The 17,623-nt window shown below is 69.4% G+C and carries 19 protein-coding genes and 1 tRNA gene; 12 read left to right on the top strand and 8 right to left on the bottom strand.

The window, feature by feature from the left end:
* Window positions 1–43 precede the first annotated feature (43 nt).
* The gene (locus ACFQ36_RS05915) at window positions 44–262 is read left to right on the top strand and encodes a hypothetical protein (RefSeq protein WP_377011581.1); all 219 of its coding nucleotides are present in this window, start codon (window positions 44–46) and stop codon (window positions 260–262) included.
* A gap of 681 nt (window positions 263–943) precedes the next feature.
* On the opposite strand, the gene ACFQ36_RS05910 is transcribed toward ACFQ36_RS05915, so the two are convergent.
* The gene (locus tag ACFQ36_RS05910; protein ID WP_377011579.1) at window positions 944–2,095 is read right to left on the bottom strand and encodes a neutral zinc metallopeptidase; all 1,152 of its coding nucleotides are present in this window, start codon (window positions 2,093–2,095) and stop codon (window positions 944–946) included.
* A gap of 502 nt (window positions 2,096–2,597) precedes the next feature.
* On the opposite strand from ACFQ36_RS05910, the gene ACFQ36_RS05905 reads away from it, so the two are divergent.
* Both ACFQ36_RS05905 and ACFQ36_RS05900 read left to right on the top strand, forming a co-directional pair.
* Window positions 2,598–3,167, top strand: coding sequence for a hypothetical protein (locus ACFQ36_RS05905; RefSeq protein ID WP_377011577.1), 570 nt, complete (start codon window positions 2,598–2,600; stop codon window positions 3,165–3,167).
* A gap of 126 nt (window positions 3,168–3,293) precedes the next feature.
* A complete protein-coding gene (locus ACFQ36_RS05900; protein WP_377011575.1) occupies window positions 3,294–3,509 on the top strand; it encodes a hypothetical protein in 216 nt (71 codons plus the stop codon).
* 444 nt (window positions 3,510–3,953) lie between these two features.
* On the opposite strand, the gene ACFQ36_RS05895 is transcribed toward ACFQ36_RS05900, so the two are convergent.
* The 4 genes from ACFQ36_RS05895 to tmk form a co-directional block, all read right to left on the bottom strand.
* A tRNA-Thr gene (locus ACFQ36_RS05895) sits at window positions 3,954–4,029 on the bottom strand.
* Between the two features lie 108 nt (window positions 4,030–4,137).
* Entirely contained in the window at window positions 4,138–5,658 is a 1,521-nt protein-coding gene (locus tag ACFQ36_RS05890) for an alpha/beta hydrolase (RefSeq protein WP_377011573.1), read from the bottom strand.
* 65 nt (window positions 5,659–5,723) lie between these two features.
* The gene (locus ACFQ36_RS05885; RefSeq protein WP_377011571.1) at window positions 5,724–6,863 is read right to left on the bottom strand and encodes a DNA polymerase III subunit delta'; all 1,140 of its coding nucleotides are present in this window, start codon (window positions 6,861–6,863) and stop codon (window positions 5,724–5,726) included.
* Window positions 6,860–7,516: a dTMP kinase gene (tmk, locus tag ACFQ36_RS05880; protein WP_377011615.1), complete on the bottom strand. Its 657-nt coding sequence runs from the start codon at window positions 7,514–7,516 to the stop codon at window positions 6,860–6,862. Before tmk ends, ACFQ36_RS05885 begins: the two co-directional genes overlap by 4 nt.
* 177 nt (window positions 7,517–7,693) lie before the next feature.
* On the opposite strand from tmk, the gene ACFQ36_RS05875 reads away from it, so the two are divergent.
* Both ACFQ36_RS05875 and ACFQ36_RS05870 read left to right on the top strand, forming a co-directional pair.
* Complete coding sequence (locus ACFQ36_RS05875; protein ID WP_377011568.1) at window positions 7,694–8,872, top strand: trans-sulfuration enzyme family protein; 1,179 nt, start codon at window positions 7,694–7,696, stop codon at window positions 8,870–8,872.
* Window positions 8,873–8,928: 56 nt separating this feature from the next.
* Complete coding sequence (locus ACFQ36_RS05870) at window positions 8,929–9,258, top strand: DUF2516 family protein (RefSeq protein WP_377011566.1); 330 nt, start codon at window positions 8,929–8,931, stop codon at window positions 9,256–9,258.
* A gap of 19 nt (window positions 9,259–9,277) precedes the next feature.
* Here the strand turns inward: ACFQ36_RS05870 and ACFQ36_RS05865 are convergent, their stop codons facing one another.
* Window positions 9,278–10,102, bottom strand: a complete 825-nt coding sequence (locus tag ACFQ36_RS05865) for a class I SAM-dependent methyltransferase (protein ID WP_377011614.1) — start codon at window positions 10,100–10,102, stop codon at window positions 9,278–9,280.
* Between the two features lie 166 nt (window positions 10,103–10,268).
* Here ACFQ36_RS05865 and ACFQ36_RS05860 point away from each other — a divergent pair, with 166 nt between their 5' ends.
* On the top strand, window positions 10,269–11,240 hold the full coding sequence (locus ACFQ36_RS05860; RefSeq protein ID WP_377011564.1) for an aldo/keto reductase: 972 nt from the start codon (window positions 10,269–10,271) through the stop codon (window positions 11,238–11,240).
* Window positions 11,241–11,325: 85 nt separating this feature from the next.
* The gene (locus ACFQ36_RS05855) at window positions 11,326–12,072 is read left to right on the top strand and encodes a phosphoglyceromutase (protein WP_377011562.1); all 747 of its coding nucleotides are present in this window, start codon (window positions 11,326–11,328) and stop codon (window positions 12,070–12,072) included.
* A gap of 98 nt (window positions 12,073–12,170) precedes the next feature.
* On the opposite strand, the gene phoU is transcribed toward ACFQ36_RS05855, so the two are convergent.
* Window positions 12,171–12,830: a phosphate signaling complex protein PhoU gene (gene phoU, locus ACFQ36_RS05850; protein WP_377011560.1), complete on the bottom strand. Its 660-nt coding sequence runs from the start codon at window positions 12,828–12,830 to the stop codon at window positions 12,171–12,173.
* Between the two features lie 193 nt (window positions 12,831–13,023).
* Here phoU and ACFQ36_RS05845 point away from each other — a divergent pair, with 193 nt between their 5' ends.
* Both ACFQ36_RS05845 and ACFQ36_RS05840 read left to right on the top strand, forming a co-directional pair.
* Entirely contained in the window at window positions 13,024–14,226 is a 1,203-nt protein-coding gene (locus ACFQ36_RS05845) for a sensor histidine kinase (protein WP_377011611.1), read from the top strand.
* On the top strand, window positions 14,223–14,903 hold the full coding sequence (locus tag ACFQ36_RS05840) for a response regulator (RefSeq protein WP_377011558.1): 681 nt from the start codon (window positions 14,223–14,225) through the stop codon (window positions 14,901–14,903). Before ACFQ36_RS05845 ends, ACFQ36_RS05840 begins: the two co-directional genes overlap by 4 nt.
* Window positions 14,904–15,005: 102 nt before the next feature.
* Here the strand turns inward: ACFQ36_RS05840 and ACFQ36_RS05835 are convergent, their stop codons facing one another.
* The gene (locus ACFQ36_RS05835; protein ID WP_377011556.1) at window positions 15,006–15,560 is read right to left on the bottom strand and encodes a hypothetical protein; all 555 of its coding nucleotides are present in this window, start codon (window positions 15,558–15,560) and stop codon (window positions 15,006–15,008) included.
* Window positions 15,561–15,817: 257 nt separating this feature from the next.
* Between ACFQ36_RS05835 and ACFQ36_RS05830 the strand changes: the two genes are divergently transcribed.
* The 3 genes from ACFQ36_RS05830 to ACFQ36_RS05820 all read left to right on the top strand — a co-directional run.
* On the top strand, window positions 15,818–16,300 hold the full coding sequence (locus tag ACFQ36_RS05830) for a CarD family transcriptional regulator (RefSeq protein WP_377011554.1): 483 nt from the start codon (window positions 15,818–15,820) through the stop codon (window positions 16,298–16,300).
* 130 nt (window positions 16,301–16,430) lie between these two features.
* The gene (ispD, locus tag ACFQ36_RS05825) at window positions 16,431–17,204 is read left to right on the top strand and encodes a 2-C-methyl-D-erythritol 4-phosphate cytidylyltransferase (RefSeq protein ID WP_377011552.1); all 774 of its coding nucleotides are present in this window, start codon (window positions 16,431–16,433) and stop codon (window positions 17,202–17,204) included.
* A 2-nt stretch (window positions 17,205–17,206) separates the two neighbouring features.
* A partial coding sequence (locus ACFQ36_RS05820; protein ID WP_377011551.1) for a 2-C-methyl-D-erythritol 2,4-cyclodiphosphate synthase occupies window positions 17,207–17,623 on the top strand: 417 nt, incomplete at its 3' end.

Raw genomic sequence — 17,623 nt, 5'->3', positions numbered from 1 at the left:
GACCATTCCGTCGCCCGGGTCGTCGGCTTCGGCGGGCACCTCCGTGCAGACCGTTGATCCGAACACTGCTACGGACGATCAGCTGGTTGCGGCACTGCGGTCGGCCGGGGTCGACAACCCCGAGCGGTGGGCCGACGAGATTAAGAAACACGGCCCCTACACGGCCGGGAACCTCAAGCCCACGCTGACCCAGGAGCTCGGGAAGTACGGCATCTCCCGGGATCAGCTGAACAGGGTGCTCAGTGCCCTCAAGGTGGGGTGAGCGTCGTGGCGAGCACCGTGGGAGCCCGCTCCGACGCGGTGAAGCCGGTCGAGCTCTATCGCCGTCTGCTGACGTGACTGGGCGTTGGCACCGCCCTCGAGGCCTGCGCCGAACTGGCGGGGCTGTGCCACTGGCACAGCCCCGCCCAGCGGGTGCCGTGGGCAGTCCTGGCCGTACTGCTTCTCGCCGCGGCGGCATGGGTGGCGCGGCGCTCCGCGGCGACCGCGCGGGTCCTGCGGGGAACAGCGGTGCTGGCCGCACTGGGCAGCGCATTCGGCGCCTACGAACATGTCGGCGCGAACCTGGCCTCCGGTCTCTCAGCGGGCGTTACGCCGATATGGGGGAGTCGATGTCGGCCATGCCGCAGCTGCGGGCGGCCGCAACCGGATCGGTGCCCCATAGGCGAACAGGACGGCCAGGGCCCTGGACCGGCGGGTCGGCTGCCACCAGCACTCCCGGTCCCGGCGGTAGATGGCCAGGCAGCGTCCGATGTCCTCGGCGGCCATGCCTTCGGCGTCGGCGGCGGCCAGCGGATGGCGCGGTGGAGGATCTTGACCAGCACGACCGCGGCGATGACGATCAGGAGAACCTTGCCGCCGGACAGCAGCCACGCCTGGTGCCATCTTGACACCGTAAGACGGTAGGCAGCCCGACCGGCCGCCTACCGGCGCGCGGTTGCCCCTACCCGGCGGGCAGCACCATGTCGTGCGTGTAGTCCATGTCGGCGTGCCAGTAGTAGGCCATGCAGGTTTGCGGGTCGCCGGGCTGATAGTTGTGCTCCGGCACGCCTTCCACACCAACCTTGTAGGCGCCGACACGGTGGTTCGGAGCTCCGTGCGGGTCTTTCGACGGGTTGAAGACGATCGATCCGTCCGGCCCGAAGGCAAACGTGTCCCCGGTGAGGCCGATCTTGGCGATGGCCTCGTTATAGTCGCCGTCCTGCAGGATTCCCTGCGTGTAGACCGCCTCGGTCCAGTTGCCGGCGAAGCAGTCCGCGAGCAGTTCGTTCCAGGCACCCCGCGGGGGCTTGACCCCCGCCTCGGGCTGGTTCTGGGCGTACCAGTCCTCCAGGCTCGCCTCAACGTGGTGCCCGAACTCGTGCGCAATCGACTCCGCGAAAGCGAAGTCGCCCGGCCACTGTGACCGTCCCATCCCGTAGACGTCACCGTTGACGATGCCGATCATCGACGTGAGGGGCAGCCAGATGACGCCCGTCCGACCGTTTGCCGTCTGGTCGACGTGGCAGTAGAAGGCGCTGCCCTCATCGGTCACCGGCTGAGGCGCCTCTCCCGGAGCATGGCACTGTGTCTTGTACTCGGTGCCCTTCGGAACGATCACGAAGCCGACATCCTGCGGCGGCATCCCGCGCTGCTGGAACCACTGGTTCCAGGTGCTGGTGAGGTTCTGGACGACGTACTCGGCGTACTGCGTGTAGGCCTGGACGACCGCCGGGTCCTGCGTCGTCTCGTCCGCCGGGATTCCGCTCTCCTTGAGACCCTGCCCGCTTCCCTGGAGGGCGCCGCCTGATCCCTGCCCCGTCGGCGCGTCGGGCGGCGTGGACGGAGCCGGAATTGTGGTGGCTGGCGCGGGAGTGTCGCTGGGCTCGGTCGGCTCCGCCGTGTAAGACGGCTCGCTCGAGAACGCTGTGTTTTCCGAGGAGTCCTGTGACGCGTCCTGCTGTGTGCCGGACCCGCACGCCACCAGCAGGAGGGCGGTGGCGAGGGCTGTGGCGGAGCGGCGGCATGTCTTCATGGAGTTGCCTGGCCGTGAGTCGTTGGTGGCCGCAACGGCCGGAAGGACTTCCTGCGCGGCCGGCAGTTTTTTCGAGAACACTTTTCTTGCCTTTCCGGGCATTCCTGCTGCATTCTTCCGCCGCTAGGGCTGTCTAAAACAACCGGACCGGCGGGGATCCCGGTCGGAAAACCAACAGGCAGCCCACGGCCCTCTGTCCCGTGAAGGTGTGCTGCATAGTGTTGGAGTTGGCCCGGGGTATGCGTTAGAAAAGGGGCAGATGGCGGTAAGGCCAGCGCTGTCCCGGCGCTAGGTCACGGGCAGATGCCATGGGGCTCCCGGACTGAAGCCATACGGTCAGGGTAGTCCGAAATCTCATTATTTGGTATAGGGACTGCGGTTTATGCCCGATGCATTTGTTTTGGTTTCCCGACCGCAGGCGACCGGCCGCAGGTGAATTGTTTCGTCAATGTCCCGGAGCAGCAGTGAATCATTTCCATCTTTCCAATTAGGGTTTCGCTCTGCCGGGCCAGCCCTTAGACTACCCGGACTGGCTTGATGGTCGAGGGCTACGGGGTGTGCGATGCGCAGTACGGTGACGAGGGTGCTAACCACGGCAGCCGTGGCGCTGGTCGGGCTGACCGGCTGCAGCGGCGGGACCGGCAGCACGGACCGCCCGGCAGCCAGTACTGCTGCCAGCGTCCAGGACAGCCCAGCGGCCAGTTCCACTGCCAGCGTCCCGGCAGTCGACACCTCTGACCCGGCCATCAAGCAGGCCCAGGACGACTACCTCGCCGCAGTGCGCAAGGTGGTAGCGGCATACGACGCCTTCTACAACCCCTACGATTCAGGCAGCACCGACCTGCCCGCGTTGAAGAAGGCCGCAGCCGGGGTGGCGGATGCGCTCGGCGACTTCGGCAACTTCGTGCGGGACTACGACTGGCCGCCCAGCGTGCCCGCGGACCTGCCCGCCACCATCCATCAGGACTACACCACCGATCCCGGCGGGATGAACACATGGGCTGCGGTGGCCGCCGCTGACTCGCTGGCTGAGATGAAGGAGCGCCTCAAGGCCACTGACTCGCCCGAAGCCGCCGATGCCGATACGGATGCGCTGCGAAAGGCCATCGGACTGCCGCCATCCGTCAAGCCATCCGGCACGCCCTCCGGCTGACGCGCCATGGTGCAGGAGGCCAGGCTGGAGGACACTGACGACTTTCTGCTCTAAGACCCGGCCCCGGACGGGTCAAGGACAACCCGCAGTCCGACGCCACGGCCTTCCGTCCCTGCGGTTCGAGACGTGTACGTCGCGACCGTGGCCGAATACCCGCACCTGTCCTGGACCGGCGTCGAGGCGATCCAGAGAGCGTTCCGGGACGCAGGCGCGGTCCACGGCACCAATCCGCCCACCGACGAGCAGGTTATTTCGATCCTCGAAGAACGGCACGGGCCGCTCGACAGCCGGACGAAGGTGGCGGACATGCTAAATAGGCTGTTCTGGCAATCAAAAGAGTAGAGAGGCCCAAGCCCCTGCCGAGCAAAGGCCGAGACCGGCCGGTTCTGGCGGTTGCCCCCACCGGACAATCTCGGCTTTACCCCTCTTCCCCCTCCGGCCGCTGCGCCGGGGCGGGCTCATCGAGCCAGGTCAGATCTGCCGGAAGGCCATCCTCGATGGCCCGGACCATTGCATCCCATGCGGCCATAGTGATCTCCAGCCGTTCGGTGCATCCGATACTTGCGCACTCCGCGGCCGCCGCCAGGACCTCGTAGGATTCCGCGCCGTTTATGTGTGCCCGCAGGTGGCCCGGCCGGGCCAAAATCGCGTTGTGACAACGCAGGCTGATTTTTCAAAGTGTGCCGTGAGCGTGCGGGGCGACTTCGGCCCGTCCGGGCGTGCGCGGGTGACAGCGCTCATGGCACAGCAAAACCCCGGAACCGCGCGGGTTCCGGGGTTCTTCCCTGGAGCCCCCTGCCGGAATCGAACCGGCGACCTTTTCATTACGAGTGAAACGCTCTACCGACTGAGCTAAGGAGGCCTGCGGACCGCCCCGAATCCGGGCCGAATCCAACAAGGATCAACTATAGGAGAGCGGAGGCGGCACGGTCAAAACGGATCGCCGCGCCAGGCCCGGTCCGCCGCATGCTCAGCAGGTGGTCCCGTCCGCCGGCACCTTCCCGTCGATGAAGTAGCTGTCCACCGCGTCCTGGATGCAGCCGTTGCTGCGCGGGTAGGCGGTGTGTCCCTCGCCCTTGAAGGTGACCAGCGAGGCCGAGGAGAGCTGGTCGGCCAGGGACTCGGCCCAGGCATGCGGGGTGGCCGGGTCCCCGGTGGTGCCGATGACGACGACCGGCCCGGCGCCTTCGGCGCGGACCGGGGCCGGCTCGCGCACCGGCTTGTAGGGCCAGTTCTGGCAGGTAGTGCCGCCGTAGGCCAGGTAGCGGCCGATGGTGGGGGAGGCCTTCTCCAGCTCGGCGGCCTGCTTGCGCATGGTCGGCAGGTCCGAGACCATCGGGTAGTCCAGGCAGTTCACCGCGGTATAGGCGAAGGTCGTATTGCCGGTGTAGTGCCCGTTTTCGTCCCGCTGGGCGGTGGCATCGGCCAGCCAGAGCATCAGGGTCGGATCGCCCTGCAGGGCCGTCGTCAGCGCCGAGGTCAGCGCGGGCCAGCTCGCGTCGTCGTACAGCGGGACGAGCAGCCCGGACACGAAGGTGTTCACCGGGACCAGGCGGCCGTCCTCGGCGGTCGGCGGACTTTCCTCGACCGCGCGGATCAGATCCTGTACCTGGGCGACGGCCTCGTCCACGCTGCCGGTGAGCGGGCAGCCGGAGCCGGCCAGGCAGGACTCGGCGTAGGCGCGCAGCGCCCGCTCGAAGCCCTTGGCCTGGCCCAGGGTCAGCTCCTGGTAATCCAGCGCCGGATCCAGGGCGCCGTCGAGCACCAGGCGCCCCACCCGGTCCGGGAACAGCTCGGCATACTCGGCACCGAGGAAGGTGCCGTAGGACCAGCCGAGGTAGTTCAGCTTCTCCTCGCCGAGGGCGGCGCGCAGGATGTCCATGTCCTTGGCTGCGCTGAGGGTGTCCACGTGGCCGAGCACCGGACCGGTCTTCGCCGCACACTTCCTGCCGAGCTCGGTGGCGTCCTTGACCGCCTGGGCAATGCCCTCGTCCGTGTCGATGTCGTACTGGACCTCGCGGAAGGCGTCCTGTTCCTTGTCCGTCAGACAGGTCACCGGGGCCGAGCGCTTGACCCCGCGCGGGTCGAAGCCCACGATGCGGTAGCTGTCCCGCAGCTTGGAAGTGGTCATGACGTCGACCCCGTCGCGGATCAGGTCATAGCCGGAGGCGCCCGGGCCGCCGGGGTTGGTCAGGATGAAACCCCGGGAGGAACCGCCCGTGGTGCGGATGGCGGCAATCTTGATCCGTTCGCCGCCGGGAGCGGCATAGTCCAGCGGGACCTCGATGTCGGCGCATTCGAAGCGGCCTTCGCACTTCTTCCAGCTGACCTGCTGGCTGTAGTAGGGCCGCAGTTCCTTGGCCACCTCCCCGGAGACTTGCGCCGTGGCCCTGGGCGCGGGCGCGGGAGCCGAGCAGCCGGCCAGCAGTGCGGCCAGGGCGGCAGCCCCGGCAATCAGTGCCCGGCCGGTGGTGCGGCGGGATCGGGGCATGGCGTCTTCTCCTGGTCGGTTCGATGGCGGGTTCGGCGCTGGTCCGGCCGGCCCGCCGGAGGTGCCTAGAGCAGGCTGACCGCCATGGCTTCCATGGCCAGGACGGGCGAGACATTGGTGCTCAGCCGCTGGCGGGCGTCGGCAATGGCGTCCATTCTACCCAGCGTCTGTTCCGGGGTGGAGTTGGCCGCGTAGCCTTCGAGCTCGCCGCGCAGCTGCTCGTTGATCAGCTGCGCCCCGGTGCCCAGCTGCAGGGTCAGCACATCCCGGAAGAAGGTGGTCAGGTCGATCATCACGCGGTCCAGGGAATCGCTCACGCTGCGTCGGGCGCGGCGCTTCTGCTCCTCCTCGAGCTGCTTGAGCTGGCTGCGGATGGCCGGCGGCAGCGTGCCGGTCTCGGGGGCGCCGAGGGTGTGCAGCAGGGCCTCGCGTTCGGCTTCGTTGCGCGCCTCGGAGGCGGCGGCGGCATCGGCGTTGGCGATGTCCACCAGCTCGCCGGCGGCGATGACGGCGTCGGACACCCCGCGCAGGCGCAGCGGCAGGCGCACAATCCGGTCCCGGCGCTCGCGTGCCTCCTTGTCCGTGGCCAGCCGGCGGGCGACGCCGATGTGGCTCTGGGACACCCGGGCGGCGAACTCGGCCAGTGCCGGGTCCGCGCCGTCGCGGCGCACCAGCAGGTCGGCCACGTCTTCCAGCGGCGGCGTGCGCAGTCCCACCGGGCGGCAGCGCGAGCGGATGGTGACCAGCACGTCCGCCGGGCTGGGGGCGCACAGGATCCAGATGGTCCGCGGCGGCGGCTCCTCGATCGCCTTGAGCAGCACGTTGGTGGTGCGCTCGGCCATGCGGTCCGCGTCTTCGACGATCATGATCCGCCACCGGCCGGAGGAGGGCTTGTCCTGGGCCTTGGCCACCCATTCGCGCACCTCCTGGATGGTGAAGGACACGTTTTCGGTGGCCATGACCATTACGTCCGCATTGGAGCCGTTCAGCGCGGTGTGGCAGGCATGGCACCGGCCGCAGCCCCGGGCGGCCGGATCCGGCTGCTCGCACAGCAGGGCGGCCGCGAAGGCGCGGGCGGCATTGGTGCGCCCGGAGCCCGGGGGGCCGGTGAACAGCCAGGCATGGGTGGGCCGTTCCGACGCCGCAGCGCGGCTGAGCTGCTCGACGACGGCGCCCTGGCCGGGCAGGTCGGTCCAGACGCTCACGGCAGCAGTTCCTCGATCCGGTTGGAGACGGCCTCGGTGATCGCGTCCCGGTCGGCACCGGCGTCCAGGACCAGGTAGTGGCCGGGGTCGGCCGCGGCCAGTTCCAGGAAGGCGCCGCGGATGCGGGCATGGAAGTCGTCGGGTTCGGACTCCAGCCGGTCCTCGGCCGCGTCCTGCGCCGTGCGGCGGTGGCGGCCCTGTTCCGGGTCCACGTCCAGCAGCACCGTCACGTCCGGCAGCATGGCCTCGGTGGCCCAGAGGTTCAGGCTGCGCACCTCGGCCAGGCCCAGGCCGCGTCCGGCGCCCTGGTATGCGATCGAGGAGTCCATGTAGCGGTCGCAGATAACAACCTCCCCGCGCTCCAGCGCCGGCCGGATCACCTGGTGCACATGGGCGGCGCGGGAGGCGGCGAAGATCAGCGCCTCGGTCCGGGGGTCGATGCTGCCGTGGCCGTGTTCGAGCACCAGCGCACGCAGCTTTTCGCCGACCGGGGTGCCGCCCGGTTCGCGGGTGCGCAGCACGGTGCGCCCGGCGGCCTGAAGCCGCTGCTGCAGGGCCGCTGCCTGGGTGGATTTGCCGGCGCCGTCGCCGCCCTCGAAGGCAATGAAGACGCCCGGATACCTGCGCTGCGGCGCCGCGGCCGCGACGGGCAGGCAGGAGGGAAGCTGGCTCTCGGAACTCACCTCACCAGCCTACCCGCCGAGGGCCCGCCGCGAGCGGCGGGCGGGACGGCGCTGCCCTGGGCGCGCGGGCGGCCCCGGTTTAGCCGGATTAAGGCCCGGAGGTAACCGGATTAACCCGCGCCGCGGCGGCGGGTCTACCCTGCTGTCATGACTGACGCCGCCTCCAACGCCCTTCCCGCCGCCGAAGGCCACCCCGGACACCTGGCCCCCGATACCGTCGTCGTCTCCGCCGGCCGGCCCGAACGCGTGCACGATGCCGCGGTCAACCCGCCGGTGGTGCTCTCCTCCACCTTCGTGGGCCGCGGCGAGGTGGAGCACGGGGACCGCGCCTACGGACGCTATTCCAACCCGTCGTGGGATCCGTTCGAGGAAACCCTGGCCGAGCTCGAAGGCTCGCGGCTGCCCGGCCTGGTTTTCGCCTCGGGCCTGGCCGCCGTGTCCGCGGCGCTGTCGCTGCTGCCGCCCGGCGGTGTGCTGGTCATGCCGCAGCACAGCTACCAGGGCAGCCTGGCCGTTGCCGGACAGCTGGCCGACCGCGGCGCGCTGACCCTGCGCACCGTGGAGATCGCCGACACGGAAGCGGTCAAGGCACAGCTGGCCGGTGCGGACATGCTGTGGCTGGAGACCCCCACCAACCCGATGCTCGAAATCGCCGAGCTGAAGGCCCTCACCGAGGCCGCGCACGCCGCCGGGGCCCTGGTGGTCGCGGACAATACCTTCTCCACCCCGCTGGGCCAGCGGCCGCTGGAAAGCGGCGTCGACGTCGTCGTCCACTCGGTGACCAAGTACCTGGCCGGGCACTCCGACGTCATCCTCGGCGCCGTGGTCACGCCCGACGAGGCACTGCGCCGGCGGCTGGTCGAGCACCGCTCGCTGCACGGGGCCGTCGCCGGGCCGTTCGAGACCTGGCTGGCGCTGCGCGGGGTGCGCACCCTGGCGCTGCGCATCGAACGGTCGCAGGCGACGGCGGCGCTGCTGGCCGGGCGGCTGCTGGCGCATCCCGGCGTCGAGGCCGTGCGCTATCCGGGGCTGGTGCAGGATCCCGGGCACGAGCGGGCCAGGGCCCAGATGGATGGCTTCGGTTCCATCATCGCGATCCTGGTCAAGGGCGGCGCGGAGGCCGCGGAGACGGTGGTCGAGGCGCTGCGGCTGTGGGTTCCGGCCACCTCGCTGGGCGGCGTCGAATCGCTGATCGAGCGGCGGCGCCGCCACGTCAACGAGCCGGAAAGCGTGCCGGAGAACCTGCTGCGGCTCTCGGTCGGCATCGAAAACCCCGAGGACCTGTGGGCCGACCTGGCCCAGGCGCTGGAAAAGGCGCAGGCCTGAGGGCTTCCCCCGGTGCGGTCATTCTGCGCAGCGCCAACTACCGATAGGCTGTAGTTGTGGAGATCGTGAAGGACTTGGAGCAATGGCTGTGGTTTGTCCTCGGCCTGCTGGCGCTGGGCATTGAGCTGTGGGCGCTGGTGGACTGCCTCGGCCGCAAGGGGGACCACTTCCAGGTCGCCTTCAAGCGGACGAAGGGTTTCTGGGCCGGGCTGACCGCCGGGGCGGCCGCGGTGGGCGCGCTGGGCCTGCTCGGCTCGGGGCTGGGTACCTTCATGCTGTTCCAGCTGGCCGCGGTCAGCGTGGCCGCGGTGTACCTGGCGGACGTGAAGCCCGCGCTGAACGAGCTCAAGGGTTCCGGCGGCAGCGCGTACGGCCCCCGCTGGTAGGCGCTTCTGCCGCCGGCCGTCACAGCGGTGCGACGGCCTCCCAGGCGACGGTCAGTTCGCCCAGCCGCCACCGGGCCGGGCCGTCCAGCAGCGGCCAGCCGGCCGCGTGCAGGCCGCGGCACATGGCCAGCCAGCGCTGCCGGTTGCCGAAGGAGGCCAGCGCGGAGGCCTCGAGCCAGGCCCGGTCCAGGGCCTGCAGGTAGCGGTGGATCCGCTCGCCCGGGACATTGCGGTGGATCAGCGCCTTGGGCAGGCGTTCGGCCACATCCGAGGGCAGCTCGAAGGAGCCGAAGCGCAGGGAGATGCTCAGCGAGACCGGGCCTTCGGAGGCGACGGCCACCCAGGCGGAGCGCCGGCCGATCTCGTCGCAGGTCCCGTCGATGAACAGTCCGCCCGGCGCCAGCCGGGCCCGGACGGTGTCCCAATGCCCGGCATATTCGGACTCGTCGTACTGGCGCAGCACGTTGAAGGCGCGCACCACCGCCGGGCGGCGGCCGTCCACGGGGATCTCGAAGCCGCCCTGCCGGAAGGACAGGCCGGGGCGTTCCAGCGGCTTGGCCTGGCGCACCCGCTCGGGCTCGATCTCGATGCCGATCACCTCGACGTCGGCGCGGACGCGGCGGAGCCGGTGGTGGAGTTCGACGGCGGTGGTGGGAGCCGCGCCGTAGCCCAGGTCCACGACCAGCGGGTCGGCGGCGTGCCGCAGCGGCCGGCCGTCCGGGCCGGCCAGCCAGCGGTCCATGCGGCGCAGGCGGTTGGGATTGGTGGTGCCCCGGGTGATGCTGCCGATGGGTTTGTCTCCGCGCCGGGTGCCGGTCCGTCCGGGGCCGGTGGGGAGGTACAGCTGCTGGGGCACAAGGAACAAGGATAGGGGACCGGAGCACCGCCGCCGGACACCGCCGCCGTCGGCGTGCGCAACGTCACCCGGGGCATTGACCGGGGCCACACTGGTGGCCCTAGGCTGGGATCCGACGGAGCATGCTGCGCTACTGCGAGAGGACCTTCCGATCATGAGGCACACCACACTGGGCCAGCTGGACGTCTCGCGGCTGGGTTTGGGCTGCATGGGCATGTCGGCGTTCTACACCGGGGCCAATACCGACGAAGCCGAATCGATCCGCACCATCCGGCGCGCCCTGGAACTGGGCATTACTTTCTTCGACACCGCGGAAATTTACGGACCCTACAAGAACGAGGAACTGCTGGGCCGGGCCCTTGCCGGCAGGCGGGACCAGGCGGTCATCGCCACCAAATTCGGCACCATCCGGCACAGCCTGGACGGCAGCCGCGGCCTGGACGGCAGCCCGGCGAACGTGCGGCTGTCCGTGGAAGGCTCGCTGCGGCGGCTGGGCACCGACCATATCGACCTCTACTACCAGCACCGCATGGATCCGGCCACACCCATCGAGGAGACGGCCGGGGCGCTGAAGGAACTCATCGACGAGGGCAAGATCCGCCACTACGGGCTCTCCGAGGCGGCGCCGGACACGATCCGCCGCGCCCACGCGGTGCACCCGGTGACCGCGCTGCAGACCGAGTACTCGCTCTGGTCGCGCGACCCGGAGGCGGAGATCCTGCCCACGTGCCGGGAGCTGGGGATCGGCTTCGTGCCCTACTCGCCGCTGGGCCGGGGGTTCCTGACCGGCACCATCAGGTCCCTGGAGGCACTGGACGAGCACGACTTCCGCCGGCACAACCCGCGGTTCGCCCGCGGGAACCTGCAGCGCAATATCGGGATTGTCGAGGTGGTCGACGCCGTCGCCAAGGACGTGGGCGCCACCCCGGCGCAGGTGGCGCTGGCCTGGCTGCTGGCCCAGGGCGGACACATCGCGCCGATCCCCGGGACCAAGCACGCCGGCCGGCTTGAGGAGAACGCGGCAGCGGACGGGCTTGAGCTCAGCGCCGGGCTGCTGGAGCGGCTCGGATCGGTCGATGCCGCCGTGGGGGACCGCTACGCGGACATGACGCCGCTGAACAAGTGACCCCCGCGCACGCCGGCCGGCGCCTGCCCGTAACCTCCCCGTTCCAGCGGGCGGCGGCAGAGGCTGCTCCGCTAGGATTGCAGGCATGACCTACACATTAATTCTGCTGCGCCACGGCCAGAGTGATTGGAACGAGAAGAACCTGTTCACCGGCTGGGTCGACGTGCCGCTGACCGACCAGGGCCGCAAGGAAGCCCAGCGCGGCGGCGAGTTGCTGGCCGAGGCGGGCCTGCTGCCGGACATGCTGTACACCTCCCGGCTCAAGCGCGCCATCGTGACCGCGAACATCGCCCTTGAGGCCGCCGACCGCAGCTGGATCGACGTCAAGCGCAGCTGGCGGCTGAACGAGCGCCACTACGGCGCGCTGCAGGGCAAGGACAAGGTGCAGATCCGCGAGGAGTTCGGCGAGGAACAGTTCATGCTCTGGCGCCGCTCCTATGACACCCCGCCGCCGGCCCTGGACGACGCCAGCGAATGGTCGCAGGTGAACGACCCGCGCTACGCGGACCTGGGCGGCGACGTGCCGCGCACCGAATGCCTCAAGGACGTGCTCGAGCGCTTCCTGCCGTACTGGGAGTCCGACATCTCGGTGGACGTCAAGGCCGGAAAGACGGTGCTGGTGGCCGCGCACGGCAACTCGCTGCGCGCGCTGGTGAAGCACCTGGACGGGATCAGCGACCAGGACATCGCGGCGCTGAACATCCCCACCGGCATCCCGCTGGTCTACGAACTGGACGCGGACCTGAAGCCGGTCAAGGCCGGCGGCACCTACCTGGATGCCGCCGCTGCCGCTGCCGCCATCGAGGCGGTCGCGAACCAGGGCAGGAAGTAGGCCCGGCCCCGCCGGCAGGCAGGGACCGGCCTGCAGCAATGACTGAAGCCCCGGTTTCCCGGGGCTTCAGTCATTGGACGTGCCGGGACGCGGTCGGCTCAGGCGCCTTGGGTGGTGGGCTGCCATTCGCCGGTGACCAGGTAGGTCACCTTGCGCGCCACCGAAACCCCGTGGTCCGCGAAGCGCTCGAAGTACCGGCTGGCCAGGGAAACATCCACGGTGGTCGGCGCCGAGGCGGTCCAGTCCGGGGAGGCAATGGCCTTGAACACGCCGGCGTGCAGTTCGTTGACGCGGGCATTGTGGGCGTTGATCTCGTTGGCCAGCGTCAGGTCGCGGGTGTCCAGCAGCCCGGTGAGCTTGCGTGCGATGGCAATGTCCTGTTCGGCCATCTCCGCGAAGGTGCCCTTCATGGACTCCGGCACCACGTGCTCGGGGAACCGCATCCGTGCCAGCTGGGCAATGTGCCGGGCCAGGTCCCCCATGCGTTCGAGCGAGGCGCTCATCCGCAGCGCGCCCACGATCATGCGCAGGTCGGAGGCCACCGGACCCTGCAGGGCCAGGATGTCGATGGCCCGCTCGTCCAGGTCCCGCTGCAGGAAATCGATCCGTGCGTCCGCGGCAATGACCTCCTGGGCGAGCTCGGTATCTGCCGTGGTGAACGCCTCATTGGCCTTCTCCATGGCTTCGGTGACGAGCTGGGCAATCTCGATCAGTTCCTCGCCCACCTGGTGAAGCTCGGCCTGGAAAACCTTGCGCACTTCGGAGATCCTTTCGCTGACGGCAGTTCTCTGTGCTGGCAACCACACTGGCGACAGCCCTACGCTGCACATTCCCAGCACAGGATGAACTAATGGCATGCTTTCGATGAACGTTAGTTGAACCCCCGGGCGATTGCCACCAAGCCGGCCGTCCAAGCCGGAACCGAGCCCCTAAGCTGGTGGTGTGACTCCACTGATCATCGGGCTGCTTTCGGGGCTTGTCGGCATCGTACTGGGTGCCTTCGGCGTCCTGGCGTTCCACCTGAGCGAGCGCCAACGGCGGGAGCGCATCGAGGTCGGGGAGCCGGTGCTGCCGGAAGGGGCCGCCGAGGTGCTCGCCGTCATCGGACGGGCCTACGTGATCGTGGACGCGATCGACGGCGTGGTCCGGGCCAGCCCTGCCGCCTACGCCTTCGGACTGGTCCGCGGGCACACCGTCGTGCACAAGGAGCTGCTCGAGCTGACCGGCCGGGTCCGCCGCGACGGGGTGATCGAGGAACGCCAGCTGGAGCTGCCCCGCGGGCCCCTGGGCCAGGGCACGATTATCATCCAGGTCAGGGTGGCACCGATCGGGGACGAATACATCCTGCTGCTGGCGGATGACCGCACGGAAATCACCCGGACCGAGGCGATGCGCAATGATTTCGTCGCCAACGTCTCGCACGAGCTCAAGACCCCGGTGGGTGCCATTTCCCTGCTGGCCGAAACCCTGGAGGGCGCCGCCGACGATGAGGTCGCGGTGCGCCGGTTCGCCAAGCGGATGCAGAAGGAATCCCTGCGGCTGACCGCGCTGGTGCAGGACATTATTGAACTGAGCCGGCTGCAGGGGGCCAACGTCGTGCAGAGCGGCAGGGCGGTGGACCTGAATGCGGTGGTTGCCGAGGCCGTGGACCGGAACAAGCTGCCGGCCGAGGCCAAGGACATCAGCATCGTCGTCGGCGGCAAGCTGCCGCTGCCCGTCTACGGGGACGCCGACCTGCTGATCACCGCGCTGCGGAACCTGATCGACAATGCCATCCGCTATGCCCCGGAGCATTCCAAGGTGGGCGTCGGGCTGCGCTCGCGCGAAGGACTGGCCGTGATCTCGGTGACCGACCAGGGCCCGGGCATCTCGCCCGAGGAGCAGGAGCGCATCTTCGAACGTTTCTACCGCGTGGACGCGGCCCGCTCCCGCCAGACCGGGGGAACGGGCCTGGGGCTGAGCATTGTCAAGCACGTTGTCGCCCAGCACGCGGGCGAAGTCTCGGTCTGGTCGCAGCCGGGCCAGGGATCCACCTTTACCGTGCGCCTGCCGGAAATGGAGCAGGACGCAGAGGATAACCGGGCCGGGGACGTCCCGGCCGCCAAGCGCACCGATGGTGCCGAAGATACCCGTGAACAAGGAGTGAGTGCTTGACCCGCATCCTGATCGTTGAGGACGAAGAGTCGCTGAGCGATCCGCTGAGCTACCTTTTGGACAAAGAGGGCTTCGAGGTGGAGGTGGTGGACAACGGCCTGGACGCCATCACCGAATTCGACCGCATGGGAGCGGACCTGGTGCTCCTGGACCTGATGCTCCCGGGCCAGTCCGGGACCGAGGTCTGCCGCCAGCTGCGCCAGCGTTCGAATGTCCCCGTCATCATGCTGACCGCGAAGGATTCCGAGGTCGACAAGGTGGTGGGCCTGGAGCTTGGCGCCGACGACTACGTCACCAAGCCCTACTCCTCGCGCGAGCTGGTGGCGCGCGTGCGGGCGGTGCTGCGCCGCCAGGCCGAGCCGGAGGAGCTGCTGGCCAGCACCGTGCAGTCCGGGCCGGTGCGGATGGACATCGAGCGGCACGTGGTTACCGTCAACGGCGAGCAGGTGTCCCTGCCGCTGAAGGAATTCGAGCTGCTGGAAATGCTGCTGCGCAACGCCGGCCGGGTGCTGACCCGCGGCCAGCTGATCGACCGGGTCTGGGGCTCGGACTATGTGGGGGACACCAAGACGCTGGATGTCCACGTGAAGCGGCTGCGCGGGAAGATCGAGCCGGATCCGTCCGCGCCCCGCTACCTGGTCACGGTCCGCGGGCTGGGCTACAAGTTCGAGCCCTAGGACCGGGGCGCCGGTACGCGTGAGGGCCGCACCCGGACGGGTGCGGCCCTCACGCGTATGCGGGCCTGCGGTGCAGCGGCCGGGCGCCGCAGCCTGGGCCGGTTACGGGGTGTGGGTGGCCGTCGAGGTGGAGGTCTCGGTGGGCTCGGAGGTGGCTTCCGCGGAGGCGGAGCCGCTCGGCTGCGGGCTTTCGAGGTACGGGGCGTATTCGGCCAGCGAAGCGTCCAGGACCGGGACCTGGACCTTGGAGGACTCGGAGTTGACCCGGATGGTAACCGGCACCAGCGCGCCCGGCTCGGCGCCGGCGGCCTTCAGGGTGGTGGAGTGCTCCTTGTCCTCGAACTTGACCTGGCCGTCGGCCGGAATGGTCACGCTGGCGCTGCCCGAGGGCGCGGAAAGGTTCAGCTGGACCGGGGAACCGGAGGTGTTGACCGCGGTGCCCAGGACGCGGCCCGAGGACTTGGCGTCCTGCGCGACGATCAGCACGTTCCGCAGGTTGACCGGGCCGACGCTGGTGACAATGCCGTCGCTGGCTGCGTAGTGCCGGGTGGTCGCCTGCTCGTTAACCGCGCTGCAGCCGGCGGTCGCCAGGAGTGCGAGGACCCCCGCACCAGCTACAAGGGCACGCTGCACACGGTTCTTCGGCGCAATTTTCACGGCAGAAACTCCTCAGATAAAGCCCGGTCCCGGCGGGACGACAGGTGAACACAAGTCAGCCCCTAGCCTATCGGCAAAACCTGCAAAAGTAGGATTCCGGCGGCGTAAGACAACCGTGTCGAAGCATCAAAACCCTCATCCGTCAAGGGGTAGCAGGGGGGCATTTTGGCGGCCCGACGGGCTCCGATCGGCGAAAACACGCGGAAGTGGCCGATGCATCCGTGGTAAACTGGTCTGCGGGAAAGGGGAATATCCACATGGTATTTGAGGTCGGCGAAACGGTAGTTTACCCTCACCACGGTGCAGCCAAGATCGAAGAGATCAAGATGCGCACCATCAAGGGCGAAGAGAAGATGTACCTCAAGCTCCGGGTCGCGCAAGGTGATCTGACGATCGAGGTTCCGGCGGAAAACGTCGACCTCGTCGGTGTCCGCGATGTTGTGGGCCGGGAAGGCCTCGAGCATGTTTTCGACGTGCTGCGCGCGGAGTTCACCGAGGAACCGACCAACTGGTCGCGCCGCTACAAGGCGAACCTGGAGAAGCTGGCGTCCGGCGACGTCGTCAAGGTGGCGGAGGTTGTCCGCGACCTGTGGCGCCGCGACCACGACCGCGGCCTGTCCGCGGGCGAGAAGCGCATGCTGGCCAAGGCCCGCCAGATCCTGATCTCGGAACTGGCGCTGGCCGAAAAGACCGACGAAGAGAAGGCCGCCGAGGTCCTCGACGAGGTGCTCGCCTCCTGACGTATCGGCGTCGTGCAGCAGCACGACGCGGCAGGCATCGGACGGAAGCCGGACCCGCACGGGTCCGGCTTCCGCCGTCTCCGGGCCGTTTCGGGCCGGCCCGGGGGGCTTCCCGGTATACGCTGGGAGAATGTCCAGCAGTCCCCTCCATCCGGCGCCTCCCGCGCAGAAGCTCGGCGTCATCGTGGTGGCCGCCGGTTCCGGCCAGCGGCTCGGCTACGGGCTGCCCAAGGCCCAGGTGCCCCTTGGCGGCCGGACGATCCTGGAGCACGCCCTGCAGGGCGTCATCGAATCCGGCGTCGCGGAGCGGATCTGCGTTGCCGTGCCGGCGGGGGACACCGCGCTGCGGCGGATCTGCGCCCGTTTCTCCGGTCCGGTGCCGGTCAGCGCCGTGGACGGCGGAGCCAGCCGGAGCGAATCGGTCCGCCTCGCCCTCGCCGCACTCGGCGGGGACTCCGGGAGCATCCTGGTCCATGACGCGGCCCGTGCCCTGGCACCGCCGGAGGTCTTCCGCCGGGTGGCCCGGGCGCTGTCCGGCGGGGCCAGGGCGGTGGTCCCCGCCGTCGCCGTCGTGGACACCATCAAGACCGCGGCCCCCAGCGGCCCGGACCAGCAGGGCATTGCCGCCGAAAAAGTCTCGGGGACCCCGGACCGGGCACTGCTGCGCGCCGTCCAGACTCCGCAGGGGTTCGATGCCGCGACCCTGGCAGAGGCGCACCGGAAAGCTGCCGGCCTGGAGCCGGAGAACATCACCGACGACGCGATGCTGCTCGAGGCGAGCGGGGAGGATGTCTTCCTGGTGCAGGGCTCGGCGCTGTCGCTGAAGATCACCACCCCGCTGGACCTCATCGTGGCCGAGGCGCTGCTGGCCGGGCGCCAGCCCAAACGGATCATGGAAGGCTGAGCGTGGCCGAAGAACCCGGTTTTCCGCCTCCCTTCCCCCCGTCGTTCCCCCTGCCGCGCACCGGGATCGGCGTGGACGTGCATGCCTTCGCCCCGGCCGGCGAGCCGCGCCCGCTGTGGCTGGCCGGCCTGCTGTGGGAGAACGAACGCGGCCTGTCCGGCCATTCCGACGGCGACGCCGTGGCACACGCGGCGGCGGATGCCCTGTTCTCGGCGGCGGGCCTGGGGGACCTGGGCACGCACTTCGGCACGGACCGGCCCGAGTACGCCGGCGCCGCGGGCACGGTGCTGCTGGCCGAGGCGGCCAGGATCGTCCGGGATGCCGGCTTCACGGTCGGCAACATCGCCGTGCAGCTGGTGGGCAACCGGCCGAAGTTCGGGCCCCGGCGGGCCGAGGCCGAGGCCGCCCTGTCCGCGGAG

Origin of the sequence: Arthrobacter sp. GCM10027362, from assembly GCF_042679445.1 — a bacterium.
Taxonomy (GTDB): Bacteria; Actinomycetota; Actinomycetes; order Actinomycetales; family Micrococcaceae; genus Crystallibacter.
This window is presented reverse-complemented; position numbering and strand designations above follow the sequence as displayed.

Excerpts from the sequence above, each read along its gene's own strand:
- ACFQ36_RS05890 (WP_377011573.1), bottom strand. The coding sequence starts at position 5,658 with ATGCCCCGATCCCGCCGCACCACCGGCCGGGCACTGATTGCCGGGGCT.
- ACFQ36_RS05875 (WP_377011568.1), top strand. The coding sequence starts at position 7,694 with ATGACTGACGCCGCCTCCAACGCCCTTCCCGCCGCCGAAGGCCACCCC.
- ACFQ36_RS05860 (WP_377011564.1), top strand. The coding sequence starts at position 10,269 with ATGAGGCACACCACACTGGGCCAGCTGGACGTCTCGCGGCTGGGTTTG.
- ACFQ36_RS05855 (WP_377011562.1), top strand. The coding sequence starts at position 11,326 with ATGACCTACACATTAATTCTGCTGCGCCACGGCCAGAGTGATTGGAAC.
- ACFQ36_RS05830 (WP_377011554.1), top strand. The coding sequence starts at position 15,818 with ATGGTATTTGAGGTCGGCGAAACGGTAGTTTACCCTCACCACGGTGCA.
- ispD (WP_377011552.1), top strand. The coding sequence starts at position 16,431 with ATGTCCAGCAGTCCCCTCCATCCGGCGCCTCCCGCGCAGAAGCTCGGC.